Below are 17,780 nucleotides of genomic sequence, written 5' to 3'. Positions count from 1 at the left end.
CTTCATGCCCATGATGGGATAGACAAGGAATGGCAATGCAATGCCACCCACGGTGAAGACGGCCAGCCACAGCCTGCCGTTTTCGAGGAAGCTGCCAGCGCGTCCGGACGAAACGTCGGCGACCGACTGGCTTGTCGTTTCCTTGCCGAACAGGCCCGCCGGACGGAAGATCAGCACGAGCGCCATGATGATGAAGATCACCGTGGCCGACGCCTGCGGATAGAAGACCTTGGTCAGCCCCTCGATGACACCGAGCATCAGGCCAGAGACGATGGCGCCGAAGATCGAGCCCATGCCACCGATGACCACCACGGCAAAGATGGTGATGATGATGCCTTGCCCCATTTGCGGGCTGACCTGATAGATCGGGGCTGCCATCACACCAGCGAACCCGGCGAGACCGACGCCGAAGGCATAGGTCAGCATCAAAAGCCTCGGCACATTGATACCGAAAGCGCGCACCAGATCGGGGTTTTCGGTGGCAGCACGCAGGTAAGAGCCAAGCTTGGTGCGCTCGACCACGTACCAGGTGCTGAAGCAGACGATGATCGCAGCGACGATAACCCAGGCGCGGTAGATCGGCAGAAACATGAAGCCGAGATTGATGCCGCCCTTGAGGCTATCCGGTACCCCGTACATCTGGCCCGCGGCGCCATAATGAACGTTGAACGCGCCTTCGATCGCCATGGCGAGCCCAACGGTCAGGAGCAGCCCGTACGCGTGGTCGAGATCGTAGACGCGGCGAATGAAGATGCGCTCCATCAGGCCGCCGATAACGGCGACGACCAGCGGCACGATGACCAGCGCCCACCAATAGCCGATGGACGGCAGGCCAAGGCCCGGGAACAGTTCAGGCAAGCGCAGGAGATACCAGGCACCGAATGCGCCGAGCATGTATTGCGCGCCATGCACGAAGTTGCCAATGCGCAGCATGCCGAAGATGATGGCCACGCCAAGGCTCATCATGGCGTAGAACGAGCCATTGATGAGACCGACGAGAAGTTGGCCGAAAAGCAGTGCCGGCGGAACGCCAATCAGATCCATCATGGCTTCACACCCCGAGATAAGCTTGGATCTTGGCTTCGTTGCCAGCGAGCTCGTCGCGGCTGAAGCGTTCGACGACTTTGCCATGGTCGACGACGAAGTGCCGGTCGGCGAGTTTCGAGGCAAAGCGGAAATTCTGCTCGACGAGCAGGATGGTGAAGCCCCTCGCCTTGAGTTTTTCGAGCACCACCGCGATCTGCTTGACGATGACCGGGGCCAGGCCTTCGGTCGGCTCGTCGAAGATCAGCAGTTTCGCGCCGGTGCGCAGGATACGGCCGATGGCCAGCATCTGCTGTTCGCCGCCAGACAGCTTGGTGCCGGGGCTAGACCAGCGCGCCTTGAGATTTGGGAACAGTTCGAGGATCTCTTGGACGCTCATGCCACCTGGCGCGATGACCGGCGGCAATTCGAGGTTCTCCGCGACAGAAAGGCTGGAAAAGATGCCGCGCTCTTCAGGGCAATAGGCAATGCCACGGCGCGCGACGATCTCCGGCGCCTTCTGGGTCAGGTTTTCGCCCTTGTAGCTGATCGCGCCGGTCTTCTTGCGCACCAGTCCCATGATGCAGCGAAGCACTGTCGTCTTGCCGGCACCATTGCGGCCGAGCAGCGTGACGAGTTCGCCCTCGCGGATGTCGAAGCTCATGCCATGCAGGGCTTTGCTTTCGCCGTACCAGGCATGCAGGTCGGCAATGTCGAGCACCACCTTGTTATTGTTCTCAGTCATCCGCACCACCGATATAGGCTTCGATCACGCGCGGATCGCGCGACACGGTTTCGTAATTGCCCTCGGCAAGCACGCGCCCCTGCGCCAGCACCGTGATGGTGTCGGAAAGGGCCGCAACGACCGACAGATTGTGCTCGACCATGAGGATCGTGCGATCGGCGGAAACCTTGCGGATCAACTCGGCGATGCGGTCGACATCCTCGTGGCCCATGCCCGACGTCGGCTCGTCGAGCAAAAGCATCTCGGGCTCGAGCGCCAGCGTGGTGGCGATCTCAAGCGCGCGCTTGCGCCCATAAGGCAGGTTGACCGCAACGTGGTTGCGATAAGACAGCATGCCGACAGCGTCGAGCAGTTCGTCGATGCGGTCGTTGAGCACACCCAGCGTGCGCTCGCTTTGCCAGAAGCGGTAGGACGTGCCGAGCGGGCGCTGCAGCGCCATGCGGACATTCTCGCGCACGCTCATGCGCGGAAACACAGCCGATATCTGGAACGAGCGGACAATGCCCTTGCGCGCCACCTCTTCGGGCTTCAGCGCGGTGATATCCTCGCCATTGTAGCGGATGGTGCCTTCGCTCGGCGCGAGGAACTTGGTGATGAGGTTGAAGGTGGTGGTCTTGCCGGCGCCGTTCGGGCCGATCAGGGCATGGATGGTATTGCGCCGGACCTTGAGGTCGACGTCCTTGACCGCCGCGAAGCCGTAGAAATACCGGCTCAGTCCAGACGCCTCGATGATATAGTCGTCCGCAGTGCCTTGTCGCACCTTGTCCTCCACGTAATTCAGATATTGCGGCGCTGCGCTCAGGCGTCGACGAGTATGCCCTTGGCGCGGGAAGCCACCTGCCTGAGGGCCACGACCTTCTGGTAGTCTTCCGAGCGGTAGAATTGCCTTGCGTCTTCAGCGCTCTGAAACTCGACAACAGAGATCGACGCCGGCTCCCAGCCTCCTTCGAGACTTTCGATGCGCTCGCTCGACAACACAAAACGTCCGCCGCTGCCAGCAAGGATAGGCCCGGCCACTGCGCGATAATGGTCATAGGCCGCCTGATCGGTAACCTCGATTTCGAAGATCAGATAGCCAGCCAATGTCCCGCTCCCAAAAGATGGTTGCCGGACCGCTTGGCAGCGGCCCGGCAGCCTGGATCAGCTCTTGGCAAGCTTGCAGACGCTCTTGTCGATCGAGCGGAAGGCGACATCGGCCGGAACGGTGGTCACGACCTTGAACACGTCCTGCGGATCGGAAGCCTCGCCGGGCGCGCGAACCTGAAGCAGCGTGGTGTCATGCACCAGACGGCCGTTCGGCAGCAGGGTCGCATTGTGCGCGAACATGTCGTTGATCTTGCCCTCGCGCAGCTTGGCGAGCACGGCGGTCGGATCGTCGGTGCCGACGGCCTTGACCGCGTCAAGGTAGTTGGTAGCCGCCGAATAAGCGCCAGCCGCAACCCAGCCTGGCGCGTTGCCGGTCCTTTTCTGCATCTCTTCCTTGAAGCGTTTGGAAGCGTCGTCGGTGTTCCAGTACCATGGCGAAGCGAACTGGATGCCCTTCAGAGCCTCAAGACCAATGGCACGCGCGTCAGACTGGTGCAGCACGGTCAGCGCCACGCGCTGGCCTTGGTCGATCAGGCCGAATTCCTGCACCTGCTTGAGCGCATTGACCAGTTCCGGACCGTTGACGGTGAGTGCCACGACCTTGGCGCCTGACGCCTGCGCCTGCAGGATGTAGGACGAGAAATCGGTTGTACCGAGCGGTGCGCGGATGGCGCCGAGGATCTTGCCGCCCTCTTCCTCGACGGCGGTCTTGACGCTCGCCTCGAGCACCTTGCCTGCCTCATAGTCAGGCGAGATGATGAACCAGCTTTCGCCGCCGTCCTTGAGCTGAGCGCTGACCGAAGAGCGCACCTGCGAATACGCGTCATAGGCCCAGGCGATCCCGTAGCCGTTGCAATCGGCCTCGGTCATCTTGTCAGTCATCGGCGAGACGAAGAAGCCGAGCTTTTTCTGGTCACCGAGCAGCGTGTTGACGGAAAGCGCAATGGCCGAGTTGGCGACGTCGAACAGCGCGTCGACATTGTCGCGCTCCAGCCATTCGCGCGCGATCGACAGCGCAATTTCGGGCTTGTTCTGATGGTCGGCCGAGACCAGCTCGATCGGCTTGCCGAGCACCTCGCCACCGAAATCGGAAATGGCGAGTTTCACCGCTTCAACGACCTCGGTTCCGCCAAGCGCTGAGAAGGACGAGCTCTGGTCGTTGAGCACGCCGAGCTTGACGCTCGGCGCATCCTGCGCGGCAGCGCTCAGGGCAGTCGACAGCAGCAATGCCGCTGCGAAAATGGACCTTTTCATATGTTTCCTCCCGAGAAACGAAAACTTTGTTGCCGATCTTGTATGCGCGGCAATGCGCATCAAGCCAGCGGGCCACAAAGGACCCGCCGACTCTGCAAGAGAAATCGCAGCAAGCCCGTGGTTCGAGCATCGTCCATGCGGACTAGCGCATGTTCGCCGTAGCCAAAAGCTGGGCGCTTGCTGGCATCGTCTAGCACCTGTTAGTTCGTTTGTGGGATGCGATTGCGGGCTGGGGCGACAGACATCGCCGCATGAGCGAATTCGATACGATCATCGTTGGCGCCGGATCAGCCGGCTGTGTGTTGGCCAACCGGCTGAGCGAAAACCCGGCGCACCGCATCTTGCTGCTTGAGGCTGGCCCTTCCGACCTGCATCCGCTAGTGCGCATGCCGCGCGGTTGGGTAAAGCTGACCAGGCACCCAAAGCGCTCCTGGAGTTTCCCGGTCGAACGTGAAGAAGGTCGTCCCGAAGGCGAAATTTGGGCCCGTGGTCGCGGACTCGGTGGCTCCAGCTCGATCAATGGCATGCTCTATTGTCGTGGTGCACCAGAGGATTACGACAGTTGGCGCAAGTTTGGCGCGAGCGGCTGGGACTGGTCCGTTATGGCGCCGGTCTTCAGCAAGATCGAAAACCATGAGCGCAGCGCAACCGACATTCGCGGCGGCGACGGCCCGCTTCAGGTCAGCATGCGGCCCCTCGCCGATCCGCTCGGCAACGCCATCTTCGAAGCCGGCGCATCGCTGGGGCTGGCAAGGCTCAATGACCTCAATGGCGAAACCCGTGAAGGCGTCGGCACCTATGCCCACACCGTCGGCCACGATGGCCGACGCATGAGTGCCGCCCGCGCCTTCCTGCACCCGGCGATGAAGCGCAAGAACCTCGTCGTGCGCACCGGCGTGCAGGCGACACGGATCCTCTTTGAAGACTGCCGAGCCGTCGGTGTCGAATTCGACAGTGGCACGCGCAAGGAAGTCGTGTGCGCCCGGCACGAAGTGATCGTTGCCTGCGGCGCGATCCAGTCGCCGCAACTGCTGCAGGTCTCGGGCGTCGGCCCGGCGGACGTACTCGCGGCGGCTGGCGTCAATGTCGTCGCGGCGTTGCCCGGGGTCGGCAAAAACCTCGCCGAACACCTCGTCGTCGCCCTGCCTCACCGCTTGGCTGGCCTGCCTGGCCACAATGGCCGCCTGCGCGGCCTGCGCCTCGTTGGCGAGGTCATGCGCTACTATCTCAACGGCACCGGCCTGATGAGTTTTGGCGCCTCCGAAATGGGCGGTTTCGTCCGCTCATCGCCTGGTGTAGTCCACCCCGACCTCCAGCTGTCGCTTTCGCCCTACACCTTTGCGCGCGGCCTGCTGCAAGGCAGGCTGRAGCTCGAGGACAAGCCGGGCCTCACGATTATCGGTTATGCGCTGCGTCCAGAAAGCCGCGGCGAGGTTAACATCCGCACGCCTGATATGCGCGACATGCCGCAGATCAAGCCCAACTGGCTCGCTACCGAAAGCGATCGCCGTATGGCGGTCGCGATGATGCGGACCATGCGCAACTTCGTCGCCCAGCCATCGCTACGCCCCTACGTGAAAGAAGAGATCTGGCCAGGGGCCTCGGTGCAAACGGACGAGGATTTGCTCGCCGCTTTTCGCGGCACATTCGTCTCCGGCCTGCATGCCATCGGCGCGTGTCGCATGGGTAGCGACGCCGACGCGGTGGTCGACGGGCGCCTCCGCGTTCATGGCGTAAACGGCCTGCGGGTCGTCGACGCCTCGGTCATTCCAGCGCCGATGTCCGGCAACACCAACGGCCCAGTCATGGCGCTCGCCTGGCGCGCCGCCGATCTGATAATTCAAGATAGAAAATTCTAGTAATATATTGTCATTACTCATTTTAAATATGAACCACGATAGCCCTGCCTAAGCCTGCATCTAAAAGCTAAAAAGGCGCCACCGGAATCCGGCAGCGCCTTTCCAAGTTCTGATGCCGCCCTGGATTATTGGGCGCAATCGGCGCGCTCGACCAGCCCATCCTCGCGCAGCAGATACGGGTTCTTGACCGCCTTCAGGCTCTCCACCGAAGGCAGGAAGTGGTTGTCGGCACTCGCCGCAAGCTTGCCGGTGAGGGTCTGGATGGTGCCAGCATTGGCCTCGATCCAGGCCGCGACAGACTTGCCGTCGGTCTTGCCCGAACCGTTCATCGCGGCAGCCAGGATGAAGGGCTGGATGTAATACGGCGTCAGCGCAGAAGGGCCGCCCATGCGGTCGAGGTCCGGAATCTCAGCCTTCGCCTTGGCCGCGAACTTTGCGAATTCCTTCTCGCCCAGCGCATCGCCCGGGCAATAAGTCATGCCTTCGAACTGCACCGAGTAGACGTCTTCGAACGGCTCAGTGCCGATCGTTGCCGCATTGCCGACCGCGTAGTTGGTCATGGTCAGGCTCGCCAGCACCGGCACGTCCCAGCCGATGTCGTAACGGTTTTCCAGCATTTTTCGCGAGTCATCGCCGATCGAATTGATCAGCAACACCGCCTGCGCTTCCGAACTGCGCAGCGAAAACAACTGTGGGGTCATATCTTCGGTGCGGAAGGCGAACTCCTGGACAGCAATAGGCTCGACGCCCTTGGCCTTCATGTAGTTGACGATGTCGGCGACAGCCGCCTTCGACATGCCGCCATTGTCCGAGATCAGCGCCAGCTTGTTGAGCTTCAGCACGTCGAGCGCATAGGCGATGTTTGGGATCATCTGGTTTTCGCCGATCGGCGAGGTCGAGAAATGATACGGGCCGACCTTCGGCGTCAGTTGGGTCGAGGCGGCGCTCGAAACCTGCGCGATGTTGGCCTCCGTGCCGATCGGCATCAAAGGCATTGTTTCCTGGCTTGTCGCCGGACCGACCACGGCCTGCACCTTTTCGCTTTCGATCAGCCGGCGCATTTCGCTGACGCCATGGGTCGGATCGGTCATGGTGTCGGCGAGCACCAGTTCAACCTTCTTGCCGAGGATGCCGCCGGCAGCATTGATGTCGTCGATTGCACGCTTCCAGGCGATCTCGGCATTCTTGCCGATCGAGGCACCAGCACCGGTCAGCGACATGATACCGCCGATCTTAATCGTCTCTTCGGCCTGTGCGGCGTTGACGCCAACAAGCGCGGTGAAAGACATCAGCGCTGTAGCGAGCGTGCGCCGGCGGAGGGGCGTTGAATTCATATTGATCGTCTCCTCAAAATCAGTCCCCGCCCTTCCACTCAAAGGCGGGTGGAAACATCGTCCATAAGGACCACATTCTATTGAAGCCTCGCCCTACCGTGCTCAGCTCGCGTCCGGCTTGGCGTGGCGTTTGATGAGGTCGAGAAACAACGGTGTCTCGCCGCCGCCATGGAYCTCGAGCGTCGTACCGGTCAGGAAGCCCGCCGTCGGCCCAGCCAGGTAGAGAGCCGCCTCGGCGATGTCCTCGCCCCGGCCCATGCGCCTCATTGGCACCGAAGCGGCAATTGCCTGTTGTGCTTCGTGCGAACCATAGGTTTCGGCGGCCTTTACGGTCTCGACCAGGCCGACGACGATGGCGTTGACTCGTACCTTCGGAGCCCATTCCTGCGCCAGGCTGGTGGTCAGGCTGAGCAGGCCGGCCTTGGCAGCACCATAGGCAGCCGTGCCCGGCGAAGGCCGGCGGGCCGAAACGCTGGCGATGTTGATGATGTTGCCGCCTTCCGGCAGCTTGGCCATCCAATGATAGGCCGCCTGGGAAAGATAGAGCGGCGCCATGAGGTTGAGATTGACGATGGCGTCCGAAAACCGTGGCGAAACCGTCGCGGCCTCGACATGCGGCGAGCCGCCGGCATTGTTGACCAACACGTCGACACTACCATGCTCTTCGCCGACCCTGTCGATCAGCTCCTTGCAAGCTGCGGCATTGCGCACGTCGCATTGCATGAAGGTCGCTCGGCGGCCGTTGGCATGCGGCAGGCTGTCGGGCTCGCCGCGCGCGCAGACTACGACTGTCGCGCCGGCGCCCAGAAAGCCTTCGGCGATAGCGCGGCCGATGCCTTTGGTGCCGCCGGTCACGACGACCACACGTCCCTCGAAAATGGTCGAAGCCGGATGTGWGGCGCTGCTCATGTCGTTCTCCAAGCCTGCGTCTGCCGTTGCCCGTGATCCTACACGCCTTTAAGTCCACCAACGGCGGGTTTATTCGTCCCTTCGGACGATGCTGGACGGTATTCGATGCCTATGTTTCCGCCAAACTAGCCCGGCTGGCACCGATGCGCAGCCAAATCGTCGTCCCGCGCCGGACAGGTAACCAGATGATATCAGAAGACGCCGACTGGAAATTCACCACCATTCCAAATCTTTGCGCGCGCGCGGCCGAAGTCTACGGCACGCGTACCGCCATCGAGGACGGCATCACCTTAAGTTTCGTCGAGCTGGACGCAATCCGGCGCCGCGTCGCCAAGGCGATGATCGCAACCGGTGTTAAAAAGGGCGATCGGATCATGATCTGGGCGCCCAACACCTGGAAATGGTTCGCCACGGCCCTTGGCCTGGTCAGCGCGGGTGCCGTGCTTATCCCCGCCAGCACCCGTTTCAAAGGCACCGAGATCGCCGAACTGGTCAAGCGCAGCGGCACCTCGATGCTGTTTTCCGTCGGCGAGTTCCTGGGCACCTACTATCCCGACCAACTCAAGGCCGAAACGCGCGAGATCCTGCGCCAGGTGGTGGTCATCGGTGAGACACGCGGCAGCGACAGCGACTGGGAGACCTTCGTCGCCGGTGGCGAACGCGTCAGCGATACCGAACTTGCCGAACGCGAAGCAACTGTCGGCCCCGACGACCTATGCGATATGCTCTTCACCTCTGGCACCACGGGCTATCCCAAGGGTGTGATGTACGGCCACCAGCAGTGCCTCAAGGCGATCGACGCTTGGGCGACACGCGTGGGCATCCGCGAACACGACCGCATTCTGGTCATCCCGCCCTTCTTCCACGCCTTCGGCTACCGCTCCGGCGCAATCGTCTCGATGATGCGCGGCGCTGTGCTGATGCCGCACCTCACTTACGACGCCGGAGAAATCCTCGGCCGCGTCTCGGAGGAAAAGATCAGCGTCATCCCTGGCCCGCCTGCCATCTTCCACGGTATGCTCCAGCATCCGGAACTGGCGAAGTTCGACACCGGCAGCCTGCGCCTCGGCGTCACCGGCGGCGCGGTCGTGCCGTCGATCCTGATCCGGCGCATGCGCGAGGAACTTGGCTTTGCCGGCGTCGTCAACGGCTACGGCCTGACCGAATGTGGCGGCTACGGCACCATGTGCCTGGCAACCGATCCCGACGAGGTCATTGCCAACACCGCCGGCAAGGCGGCGCCAGGCGTCGAAGTCCTCATCATGGGCGATGACAGGAATTTCCTACCCGACGGCCAGCCCGGCGAGGTCGTCATCCGCGGCTACATCGTCATGAAGGGCTATTTCAACGACCCCGAAGCGACCGGCAAGACAATCGACGCCGAAGGCTGGCTGCACACCGGCGACGTCGGCTATTTCGACGCGGACGGCAATCTGCGCATCGAAGACCGTCTCAAAGACATGTACATTACCGGCGGCTTCAACTGCTATCCAGCCGAGATCGAGCGCATGCTCAGCACCCATCCGGCGATCGGCATCGTCGCCGTCATCGGAGTGCCTGACGAGCGTCTCGGCGAAGTCGGCAAGGCTTTCGTCGTACTGCGTCCAGGAACCATGGCCAGCGAAAAGGACATCATCGACTGGTCGCGCGCCAACATGGCGAACTACAAATGCCCGCGCAGCGTTGAGATCCGCCCGTCGCTGCCCACCAGCCCCCAGGGCAAGGTGCTGAAAAACCTGCTGCGGGAAGAGACACCCCAAGACGCTTGATCGCAGCCGCCGAAGCGTCAGGCTTTGGATCAGAAAGACAAAACGGGACGGTGCATCGCCGTCCCGTTCGTTTTGCAGCCAAGGCCCGGGCATTCGAGCTACGCCGGACAGCAAAAAGGGCGCCGGTTTGCCGACGCCCCTTTTTGCTGATTGCTTGGCTCGTATGGCCTACGCGCCGTAAACCGGTTTCGAGGCCGGGCGCTCCGCCACCAGTTGCTTGATCTTGTCGCCGAGTTCGGCGGCATCCCAGCGGCTGCCCTTGTCGAATTCGGGCCCGTCGTTCCAGCCCAGCGTCACGCGGATCTTGCCACCTATCAGCTCAAATATCTGCCCGCTCACATCGGCAGAGGCCGAGCTGCACAGCCAGGCGACCAGCGGCGCGGTGTTTTCCGGCGCGAAGATGTCAAATTCACCTTCCTTGGCCTGCATTGCCTCGGCGAATGCCGTTTCGGTCATGCGCGTGCGGGCATTGGGTGCAAGGCCGTTGGCGGTGATGCCATAGCGGCGCAGTTCGGCTGCCTGTACCAACGTCAGCGAGGCGATGCCGCCTTTGGCCGCCGAATAGGCACTTTGACCGACGCTCCCTTGAAGGCCTGCGCCCGACGAGGTGTTGACGATGCGTGCGTCAACGGTTTTGCCTGCCTTCTGCTGGGCGCGCCAGTAGTCGACGGCATGGCGGCTGACGCAGAAATGGCCGCGCAGATGCACACGCAGCACGGCGTCCCATTCCTCCGGCGTGCAGGACACGAACATGCGGTCGCGCACGAAGCCGGCATTGTTGACCACGGCATGCAGGTCGCCGAAAGCGTCAAGCGCCGCCTTGACGATGCGCCCGCCAGCCTCGAAATCGGCGACATCGTCATAGTTTGCAACTGCCTCGCCCCCCATCGCCTTGATCTCGTCGACCACTTGCTGGGCCGGGGTTTCAGCCGTGCTGTCGCCATGCGTGCCGACACCGAGATCGTTGACCACGATTTTTGCGCCTTCGGCCGCCAGACCGAGCGCGTAGGCACGGCCAAGGCCCCGGCCCGCGCCGGTGACGATCACAACCCTGTTTTCGCAAATACCCGACATGTCAGTCCTTCTCACTTGGTCTTCGACAGCCGCACGGCGCGAGCCTGGCCGGCATTGCGCTTGCGATTTGGCTCGGCGGTGCCGAGCGGCTCGCATTCCACGAGATCGGCAATCGATCGGTCGGCCAGCCGCTGATATTCGCCGTCGCCGTTATTGCGCCAACGGATCGCCTCTTCAGGCATTTCCTTGATAATCTTGGCCGGATTGCCGGCGATCAGACTGCGCGGCGGTGTCACCACGTCGTTCTTGACGAGGCTGAGTGCTGCCACCAGGCTGTCGTCGCCGATCACCGCCCCGTCGAGAATGACCGCGTTCATGCCAATCAGCGCGTTCTCGCCCACCGTGCAGCCATGCAGGATCGCGCCATGGCCAACGGTCGCGCCCCGACCGACGATGCAGTCCGACCCGGCGCCCGTATGCAGCGTGCAATTGTCCTGCACGCTGGCATCGCCGACGACCGTGATCCGCCCGAAATCACCGCGAAGCGACGCGTTCGGGCCGATATAGCAGCGCGGGCCGATGGTCACGTCGCCGATCAGCACCGCCGTCGGGTGCAGATAGGTGGTCGGGTCGACCACCGGCACGATGCCCTCGAATGCATAGACAGGCATGGTCAGAGCCTTTCGATGATGGTCACGTTGGCTTGGCCGCCGCCTTCGCACATCGTCTGCAGCGCATAGCGGCCGTTGCGGCGCTCGAGCTCGTTCAGCATCGTCGTCATAATGCGTGCGCCGGTGGCACCAAGGGGATGGCCGAGCGCGATCGCGCCGCCATTGACGTTGACCTTGTCGCGCGGAATACCAAGCTCCTTGATCCAGGCAAGAGGGATCGAGGCGAAGGCTTCGTTGCATTCGAACAGGTCGATGTCGTCGATCCTCAGGCCGGTCTTTTCCAGAGCGTATCGCGTTGCCGGAATGGGCGCCGTCAGCATCCACACCGGATCGGCGCCACGCACCGTCATGTGGTGGATGCGAGCGCGAGGCTTGAGATTGTGATCCTTCACGGCGCGCTCGGAGGCGATAAGCAGCGCTGCCGAGGCGTCGGCGTTTTGGCTGGCGACGCCGGCATGCACGCGGCCGCCCTCGATCAGCGGCTTCAGCGTCGCCATCTTTTCCAGGGTCGTGTCACGGCGCGGCGTCTCGTCGACGGCGAAATCGCCGATTGGGGCAATCTCATTGACGAAGCGGCCTTCATCGATCGCGGCAATGGCGCGCAGGTGGCTTTCAAGCGCGAACTGCTCCATCTCTTCGCGCGAGCATTGCCACTTCTCCGCGATCATCTCAGCCGAGCGAAACTGGCTGATCTCCTGGTCGCCGTAGCGGGCCAGCCATCCCGGCGAAGTGCTGAAGGGGTCCGGAAATCCGAACTGCTGTCCGACGATCATGGCGGAAGCCATCGGCACCATGTTCATGTTCTGCACGCCGCCGGCAACGACAAGGTCCTGCGTGCCGCTCATCACCGCCTGGGCGGCGAAGTGCACAGCCTGCTGGGCCGAACCGCACTGGCGATCAACCGTCACACCAGGCACATGGTCGGGTAATCCTGCCACCAGCCAGCAGGTACGGGCGATGTCGCCGGCCTGCGAACCGATCGTGTCGGTGCAGCCATAGATCACATCGTCGACCGCATTCGGATCGACGCCGGTACGCGACATGAGTGCCTTGATTGGATGGGCGCCGAGATCGGCCGAATGCAGCCCCGCAAGCGAGCCCTTCTTGCGGCCGACCGGCGTGCGGATGGCATCGACGATGTAGGCTTCAGGCATTTTCGGCCTCTCTGGTAAAGGTATGTTCGGGTCCGAGCGGGCGACCGAAGACGCGTGCGGCGACGCGCTCGCGGTGGAAGGCGCTACCGCCCCACCAGTTGGCGAGCGCAATGCCGCGCTTGAGAAAGAAGTGGACGTCCACTTCCCACGAATAGCCCATAGCGCCATGCACCTGGATCGAGGTACGGGCAGCGACGTCGCAAGCGTCAGTACAGGCGAGCTTGGCCTGCGAGATGCGGGCGCGGCTGTAGAGGTCGGCGTTCTCCAGCTGAGCAGCAGCCGCATGCAGCACCGGCCGGGCGAACTCGATTTTCACCTGCGCGGTCGCAAGATGGTGTTTCACTGCCTGGTAGGAGCCGATCGGCTTGCCGAATTGCTGGCGCTCTTTGGCATAGGTAACGCCGAGATCGACGCAGCGCTGGGCCATGCCTTGCATCTGCGCGGCTGCAAACAGCGCGCCTCGGTCGAGTGCCGCTGCCAATGGCGCTAAGGCCTGCGTTGCATCTGCCACCAACGTCTCAGAGCTTGGCGTGAATTCGACAGTGAAAAGGCGCCGAAACGGGTCGACGCTCGGCTGCGCCACGATGCTCGCATTTGCGCTCTCAACGAGATGCACGGCCCCGTCGCGCACGACGAGTATCGCAGCTGCGTTGTCGGCATCGGCAACGAACGGATTGGCCGGATGAGCCACCGCCACGGTCACCTCGCCCGCCAGCGCTCTTTCGAGCACTACTGCAGCACGTAGATTGTCGGCAAATTCCGCGAGCAACGGAAGCGCGACACCCGCATTCTCGACCAGCGGTTCCGGCAGCCCGGCATAACCGCAGGCTTCGGCGATCTGCACGAAATCGATGGCCTTGAGGCCGAACCCGCCCCTATCTTCAGCGACCAGCGCGCCGGCTAGGCCCATCTCCACGATCTTGGCCCAGCGGTTTTCGTCTCGCGCAGCGCCCTCGCCCATCAACCGGCGCAGGTCGGCCGGCTGGCAGACATCTGCGAGCAGTTCACGAACCACGTCAGCGGTCATCGTCTGTTCTTCGGAGAAACGGAAATCCATCTTTTCGCCTCCCCTTTAAGCGCGCGGCAGGCCGAGCATGCGCTCGGCAATAATGTTGCGCTGGATCTCGTTCGAGCCGGCATAGATCGGACCGGCGAGCGAGAAGAAATAGCCGTCGAGCCAACGCCCGATGTCGCCTGCCTCAGGTGCGCTGCGCAGGAGCTCCGCTCGCGCGCCTAGGATCGACAATGCCGCCTTGTGAAGCGCGATGTCCATTTCCGACCAGAATATCTTGTTGGTGCTCGCTTCCGCGCCAATATGGCCGCCGGCGGCAAGGCGCGATGCTGTGGCATAGATCGACAGCGCATAGGCCTCGGCGTCCATCCAGGCCTGCAGCACTGCCGCGCGGACTATGGGTTCCACCTCGGCCTCATGCGCTCTGTAGAGTTCGACCAGCTTGCGCGCCGCCACCTGGAAGCGTGCCGGACTGCGCAGCATCAACCCACGCTCGAAGCCGGCTGTCGCCATGCAGATGTTCCAGCCTTCGCCCTCACCGCCGAGGCGGTTGAATGCCGGCACGCGAACATTGTCGAGGAAGATTTCGGCAAAGCCGGTCTCGCCATCGATCTGCGGGATCGCCTGCACGCGCACGCCTTGCGCATTGAGCGGAAAAAAGATCAGCGAGAGGCCTTTGTGACGCTGCGAGGCCGGATCGGTGCGGAACAGGCCGAAAGCCCAATCAGCGAAGACGGCGCGCGACGACCAGATCTTGTGGCCCTTGAGCACATATTCGTCGCCTTCGGGCACAGCCGTGGCGCGCACGGCAGCCAGGTCGGAACCGGCCTGCGGCTCGGACCAGGCCTGTGCCCAGATCTCGTCGCCGGAAGCCATGGCCGTCAGGAAGCGCGCCTTCTGCTCCGGCGTGCCATATTCCATCAACGTGGGGCCAAGCAGGAAGATGCCGTTCTGATTGACGCGCAATGGCCCTGCGGCTCGGTAATATTCTTCCTCGAAGATCAGCCACTGGATCAGGTCGAGACCGCGTCCGCCATAGCTTTCGGGCCAGGTGACCATGCCCCAGCGGCCTTCGTTCAGCACGCGCTCCCAGGCGCGATGCGCTTCAAAACCCTCGCGGCTAGCGTCGAAGGACGGAAGCGGCTTTTGTGGCACATGGGTTTCGAGCCAGGAGCGCACTTCCTGTCGGAAGGCCTTCTGCTCATCGGTGTAGTTCAAATCCACGCGTGGGAAATCCTGTTGGGTCGATCTGGCGGCGAATGGCTCAACCTTCGCCAGCCTGCTTCTTGTTAGCTGCTGCCATGCTCTTGGCGTCCTGCCCGCCCAGCGTGTTGCCGGTGGTCAGGTCGTTCTGGGCATGGGCGAAATGGTGCATGTGGTAGTGTGCATCCATGGCCGTGCGCTTGCCGCGCAGATCCTCGACATGGTTAATCGCCTGCTTGGACAGCCAGAGCCCAAGGCGCGGATATTCGGCGAGTTTGCTCGCCATGCTGCGACCGGCGTCTTCGAGCTCTTCGCGCGAGACGATCTTGTTGACCATGCCGTATTTCTCGGCGCGTGCCGCTGGCATCCGCTCGCCCATCATCAGGAACTCCTTGGCAATGCGCGGCGGCAGCTCGAAGGCATGGGCGAAATACTCGACGCCGGGGATGCCCATGCGTACCACCGGATCCTGGAAAAACGCATCGTCAGTCGCAACGATAAAGTCGCAGACCCAGGCCAACATCAGTCCGCCGGCAACACAAGCACCCTGCACCAGGGCGATGGTAGGCTTGGGAATGTCGCGCCAGCGCCGGCACATGCCGAGATAGACCTCGTGCTCCCGGGTGTAGAGCATCTCGGCCGCCGGCTTGTTGGTGTGGTTGGCCCACATCAGGCGGCGGTCGAAGCTCTTGTTGACGTCACGGCCGGGCGTCCCGATGTCGTGGCCGGCAGAGAAATGCTTGCCAGCGCCACGCAGGATGATGACCTTGACCGCGTCGTCGTCGACGGCGCGTTTGAACGCATCATCGAGCGCATAGGTCATCTGCGAGTTTTGGGCATTGTTGAACTGCGGGCGGTTCATCGTCACCCAGGCAATCGGCCCTTCGGTCTCGTAGAGAACCGGCTGGTCGGTCTCATAGGCGATATCGGCCGTGCGCGGCTCTACCAGATCACTCATTTCAGGTTTTCCGCTGACAATTCAAATTCGTAGCTGACGGGAAACTACGTCCGCCAGCAAGCGGCGCAATCGTCCAAAGGGACTAACGCATCGGCGGAGCTGTGCGTCGTCCAGTCACTGGCAGATCGTGTCGATCTCGGCCAATTCTTCTGCCGAAAGCTTCCACGAAGCAGCAGCAGCATTGGCRACAACCTGTTCGGGACGCGTTGCGCCAGCGATGACGCTCGACACGATCGGCTGCGACGCCAGCCAGGAGAAGGCCAGTTCGAGGATGGTCTTGCCGCGCGCCTCGCTGAAGGCGATCAGTTTTTCCACCTTGTCGAGATTGGCGTCGGTCAGGCCGGCCTTGAAGTAGGCCATGTTCATGCGGGTGTCGGCGGGCATTTCCTGGCCCTTGCGGTATTTGCCGGTCAAAAGGCCGCTCGCCAACGGGAAATAGGGCAGCAGCGTCATGCCCATACGGCGCATAGCTGGAAACAACTCGGTTTCGGCCGCGCGTGAAATCAGATTGTATTCGGCCTGGGTGGATTGCAGGCCGTGCAGATTGTGGTGGCGCGAGGTCCAGCTGGCGTCGACCAGCTGCCATGCCGACAAATTGGAGCAGCCGAGATAGCGCACCTTGCCTTGCTTCACGAGATCGTCGAGGGCGCGCAGCGTCTCTTCGATCGGGGTCAGCGGATCCGGGAAATGATACTGGTAGAGATCGATGTAGTCGGTCTTGAGCCGGCGCAGACTGTTTTCCACCGCACCCATGATGTAGCCGCGCGAACCGTTGTAGCGCGTGCTCTTTTCGCGATTCAGCGGCGAAGCGAACTTCGTTGCCAGCACCACGTCTTTGCGCCGGTCGCCAAGGACTTCACCCAGCGCGGTCTCCGAACCGCCATTGACGCCATAGGAGTCGGAGGTGTCGAGTAGCGTGATGCCGGCGTCCAGTGCTGCATGCACCACCTTGCGCGCAGCTTCAGTGTCGAGGCTTTTGATCATACCGCCGAAATTGTTGCAGCCGAGGCCGACCACCGAAACCTCGAGGCCAGAACGGCCCAGAACGCGCTTTTCCATATCGCCTACTCCATCATCATTCGTCGCTAAGCATATGTATCAATTGATAGTCGCCTTGATCATATCGGCCGCCTTCTCGGCGATCATGATGGTCGCGGCATAGGTGTTGCCGTTGACCAGCACAGGCATCACCGAAGCGTCCGCCACCCTGAGCCGCTCGACGCCGCGCACGCGCAGTTGCGGATCGACCACCGAGTCTTCATCTGCGCCCATTCGGCAGGTTCCGGCGGCATGGTAGTGTGTCACCGTTGTCGCAAGTATATCGGCGCACAAATCGTCCAGCGATCGTATCGGCCGGGCCGGCAGCAACTCCTTCCCAAGCGAGTTTGCAAGAGCCGGCTGATGCACGATGGCACGCGCCCGGTCGGCACCTTCTGCTAGGATGCGGATGTCGCGCGGGTCGGAGAAATAGTTCGGCGAAATCGCTGCGTGAACAAGCGGATCGGCTGATTTCAGCGTCACCCGGCCGCGGCTATAGGGCGATCCGTGGTTGAGCAGCAGCGTGAACCCATGCTGCTTGGGCAACATGCCGAGCACGCCCGGCCCGCGCCGGATGACCAATGCCGGTGCCATGCACACCTGGATTTCGCCACCGGCATCGCGGCTATCTGCCTGGAAATACCCACTCGTCGGAAACAGCCCACGGCTCAACACGCCGCTTCGCCCGAACAGATATTGTGCGCCGGCCTTGAGCGCGCCCCATGGACGCACGTGGCTGTAGGCACTCACC

Annotated in this window: 16 protein-coding genes and 1 pseudogene; 2 read left to right on the top strand and 15 right to left on the bottom strand. The window is 62.4% G+C overall.

The features are described from left to right. Positions 1–138: 138 nt before the first annotated feature. The 5 genes and pseudogenes from AC1DUU_RS06830 to AC1DUU_RS06810 form a co-directional block, all read right to left on the bottom strand. Positions 139–1,047: pseudogene (locus tag AC1DUU_RS06830) on the bottom strand (branched-chain amino acid ABC transporter permease); the annotation flags it as partial. Between the two features lie 4 nt (positions 1,048–1,051). Then, the gene (locus tag AC1DUU_RS06825) at positions 1,052–1,768 is read right to left on the bottom strand and encodes an ABC transporter ATP-binding protein (protein ID WP_476782665.1); all 717 of its coding nucleotides are present in this window, start codon (positions 1,766–1,768) and stop codon (positions 1,052–1,054) included. Beyond that, a complete protein-coding gene (locus tag AC1DUU_RS06820; protein WP_476782664.1) occupies positions 1,761–2,528 on the bottom strand; it encodes an ABC transporter ATP-binding protein in 768 nt (255 codons plus the stop codon). The genes AC1DUU_RS06825 and AC1DUU_RS06820 overlap by 8 nt, the downstream gene beginning before the upstream one ends. A gap of 38 nt (positions 2,529–2,566) precedes the next feature. Further along, positions 2,567–2,851, bottom strand: coding sequence for a DUF1330 domain-containing protein (locus AC1DUU_RS06815; RefSeq protein ID WP_476782663.1), 285 nt, complete (start codon positions 2,849–2,851; stop codon positions 2,567–2,569). A 57-nt stretch (positions 2,852–2,908) separates the two neighbouring features. After that, complete coding sequence (locus AC1DUU_RS06810) at positions 2,909–4,108, bottom strand: ABC transporter substrate-binding protein (RefSeq protein WP_476782662.1); 1,200 nt, start codon at positions 4,106–4,108, stop codon at positions 2,909–2,911. A gap of 251 nt (positions 4,109–4,359) precedes the next feature. Here AC1DUU_RS06810 and AC1DUU_RS06805 point away from each other — a divergent pair, with 251 nt between their 5' ends. Further along, positions 4,360–5,967 carry a GMC family oxidoreductase gene (locus AC1DUU_RS06805; protein WP_476782661.1) on the top strand — a complete coding sequence of 536 codons (1,608 nt, stop codon included), beginning with the start codon at positions 4,360–4,362 and terminating at the stop codon, positions 5,965–5,967. A gap of 125 nt (positions 5,968–6,092) precedes the next feature. Here AC1DUU_RS06805 and AC1DUU_RS06800 read toward each other — a convergent pair whose 3' ends face one another. Further along, positions 6,093–7,301 carry an ABC transporter substrate-binding protein gene (locus tag AC1DUU_RS06800; RefSeq protein ID WP_476782660.1) on the bottom strand — a complete coding sequence of 403 codons (1,209 nt, stop codon included), beginning with the start codon at positions 7,299–7,301 and terminating at the stop codon, positions 6,093–6,095. Between the two features lie 102 nt (positions 7,302–7,403). Further along, positions 7,404–8,210, bottom strand: coding sequence for an SDR family oxidoreductase (locus AC1DUU_RS06795; RefSeq protein ID WP_476782659.1), 807 nt, complete (start codon positions 8,208–8,210; stop codon positions 7,404–7,406). Between the two features lie 185 nt (positions 8,211–8,395). On the opposite strand from AC1DUU_RS06795, the gene AC1DUU_RS06790 reads away from it, so the two are divergent. Continuing rightward, entirely contained in the window at positions 8,396–9,979 is a 1,584-nt protein-coding gene (locus AC1DUU_RS06790) for an AMP-binding protein (RefSeq protein ID WP_476782658.1), read from the top strand. A gap of 168 nt (positions 9,980–10,147) precedes the next feature. Here the strand turns inward: AC1DUU_RS06790 and AC1DUU_RS06785 are convergent, their stop codons facing one another. The 8 genes from AC1DUU_RS06785 to AC1DUU_RS06750 form a co-directional block, all read right to left on the bottom strand. Next, the gene (locus AC1DUU_RS06785; protein WP_476782657.1) at positions 10,148–11,053 is read right to left on the bottom strand and encodes an SDR family oxidoreductase; all 906 of its coding nucleotides are present in this window, start codon (positions 11,051–11,053) and stop codon (positions 10,148–10,150) included. Between the two features lie 11 nt (positions 11,054–11,064). After that, entirely contained in the window at positions 11,065–11,637 is a 573-nt protein-coding gene (locus AC1DUU_RS06780; protein ID WP_476782656.1) for a DapH/DapD/GlmU-related protein, read from the bottom strand. 29 nt (positions 11,638–11,666) lie between these two features. Then, the gene (locus tag AC1DUU_RS06775; RefSeq protein ID WP_476782655.1) at positions 11,667–12,818 is read right to left on the bottom strand and encodes an acetyl-CoA C-acetyltransferase; all 1,152 of its coding nucleotides are present in this window, start codon (positions 12,816–12,818) and stop codon (positions 11,667–11,669) included. Continuing rightward, entirely contained in the window at positions 12,811–13,875 is a 1,065-nt protein-coding gene (locus tag AC1DUU_RS06770; RefSeq protein WP_476782654.1) for an acyl-CoA dehydrogenase family protein, read from the bottom strand. Before AC1DUU_RS06770 ends, AC1DUU_RS06775 begins: the two co-directional genes overlap by 8 nt. Positions 13,876–13,890: 15 nt before the next feature. Further along, positions 13,891–15,054 carry an acyl-CoA dehydrogenase family protein gene (locus AC1DUU_RS06765; RefSeq protein WP_476782653.1) on the bottom strand — a complete coding sequence of 388 codons (1,164 nt, stop codon included), beginning with the start codon at positions 15,052–15,054 and terminating at the stop codon, positions 13,891–13,893. 40 nt (positions 15,055–15,094) lie between these two features. Beyond that, positions 15,095–15,991, bottom strand: a complete 897-nt coding sequence (locus AC1DUU_RS06760) for an enoyl-CoA hydratase (RefSeq protein ID WP_476782652.1) — start codon at positions 15,989–15,991, stop codon at positions 15,095–15,097. Between the two features lie 114 nt (positions 15,992–16,105). After that, complete coding sequence (locus tag AC1DUU_RS06755; RefSeq protein ID WP_476782651.1) at positions 16,106–17,050, bottom strand: aldo/keto reductase; 945 nt, start codon at positions 17,048–17,050, stop codon at positions 16,106–16,108. A 39-nt stretch (positions 17,051–17,089) separates the two neighbouring features. Beyond that, on the bottom strand, positions 17,090–17,780 hold a 691-nt coding region (locus tag AC1DUU_RS06750), incomplete at its 5' end, for a GMC family oxidoreductase (RefSeq protein WP_476782650.1).

This window comes from Aminobacter sp. P4_H6_2 (assembly GCF_056400805.1).
Note: the sequence above shows the minus strand (reverse complement) of the source record. Positions and strands in the feature narration are given on the sequence as shown.

Bases quoted from the DNA above. Each gene is read 5' to 3' on its own strand.
- AC1DUU_RS06825 (WP_476782665.1), bottom strand. From the start codon at position 1,768: ATGACTGAGAACAATAACAAGGTGGTGCTCGACATTGCCGACCTGCAT.
- AC1DUU_RS06810 (WP_476782662.1), bottom strand. From the start codon at position 4,108: ATGAAAAGGTCCATTTTCGCAGCGGCATTGCTGCTGTCGACTGCCCTG.
- AC1DUU_RS06800 (WP_476782660.1), bottom strand. From the start codon at position 7,301: ATGAATTCAACGCCCCTCCGCCGGCGCACGCTCGCTACAGCGCTGATG.
- AC1DUU_RS06790 (WP_476782658.1), top strand. From the start codon at position 8,396: ATGATATCAGAAGACGCCGACTGGAAATTCACCACCATTCCAAATCTT.
- AC1DUU_RS06785 (WP_476782657.1), bottom strand. From the start codon at position 11,053: ATGTCGGGTATTTGCGAAAACAGGGTTGTGATCGTCACCGGCGCGGGC.
- AC1DUU_RS06775 (WP_476782655.1), bottom strand. From the start codon at position 12,818: ATGCCTGAAGCCTACATCGTCGATGCCATCCGCACGCCGGTCGGCCGC.
- AC1DUU_RS06770 (WP_476782654.1), bottom strand. From the start codon at position 13,875: ATGGATTTCCGTTTCTCCGAAGAACAGACGATGACCGCTGACGTGGTT.
- AC1DUU_RS06760 (WP_476782652.1), bottom strand. From the start codon at position 15,991: ATGAGTGATCTGGTAGAGCCGCGCACGGCCGATATCGCCTATGAGACC.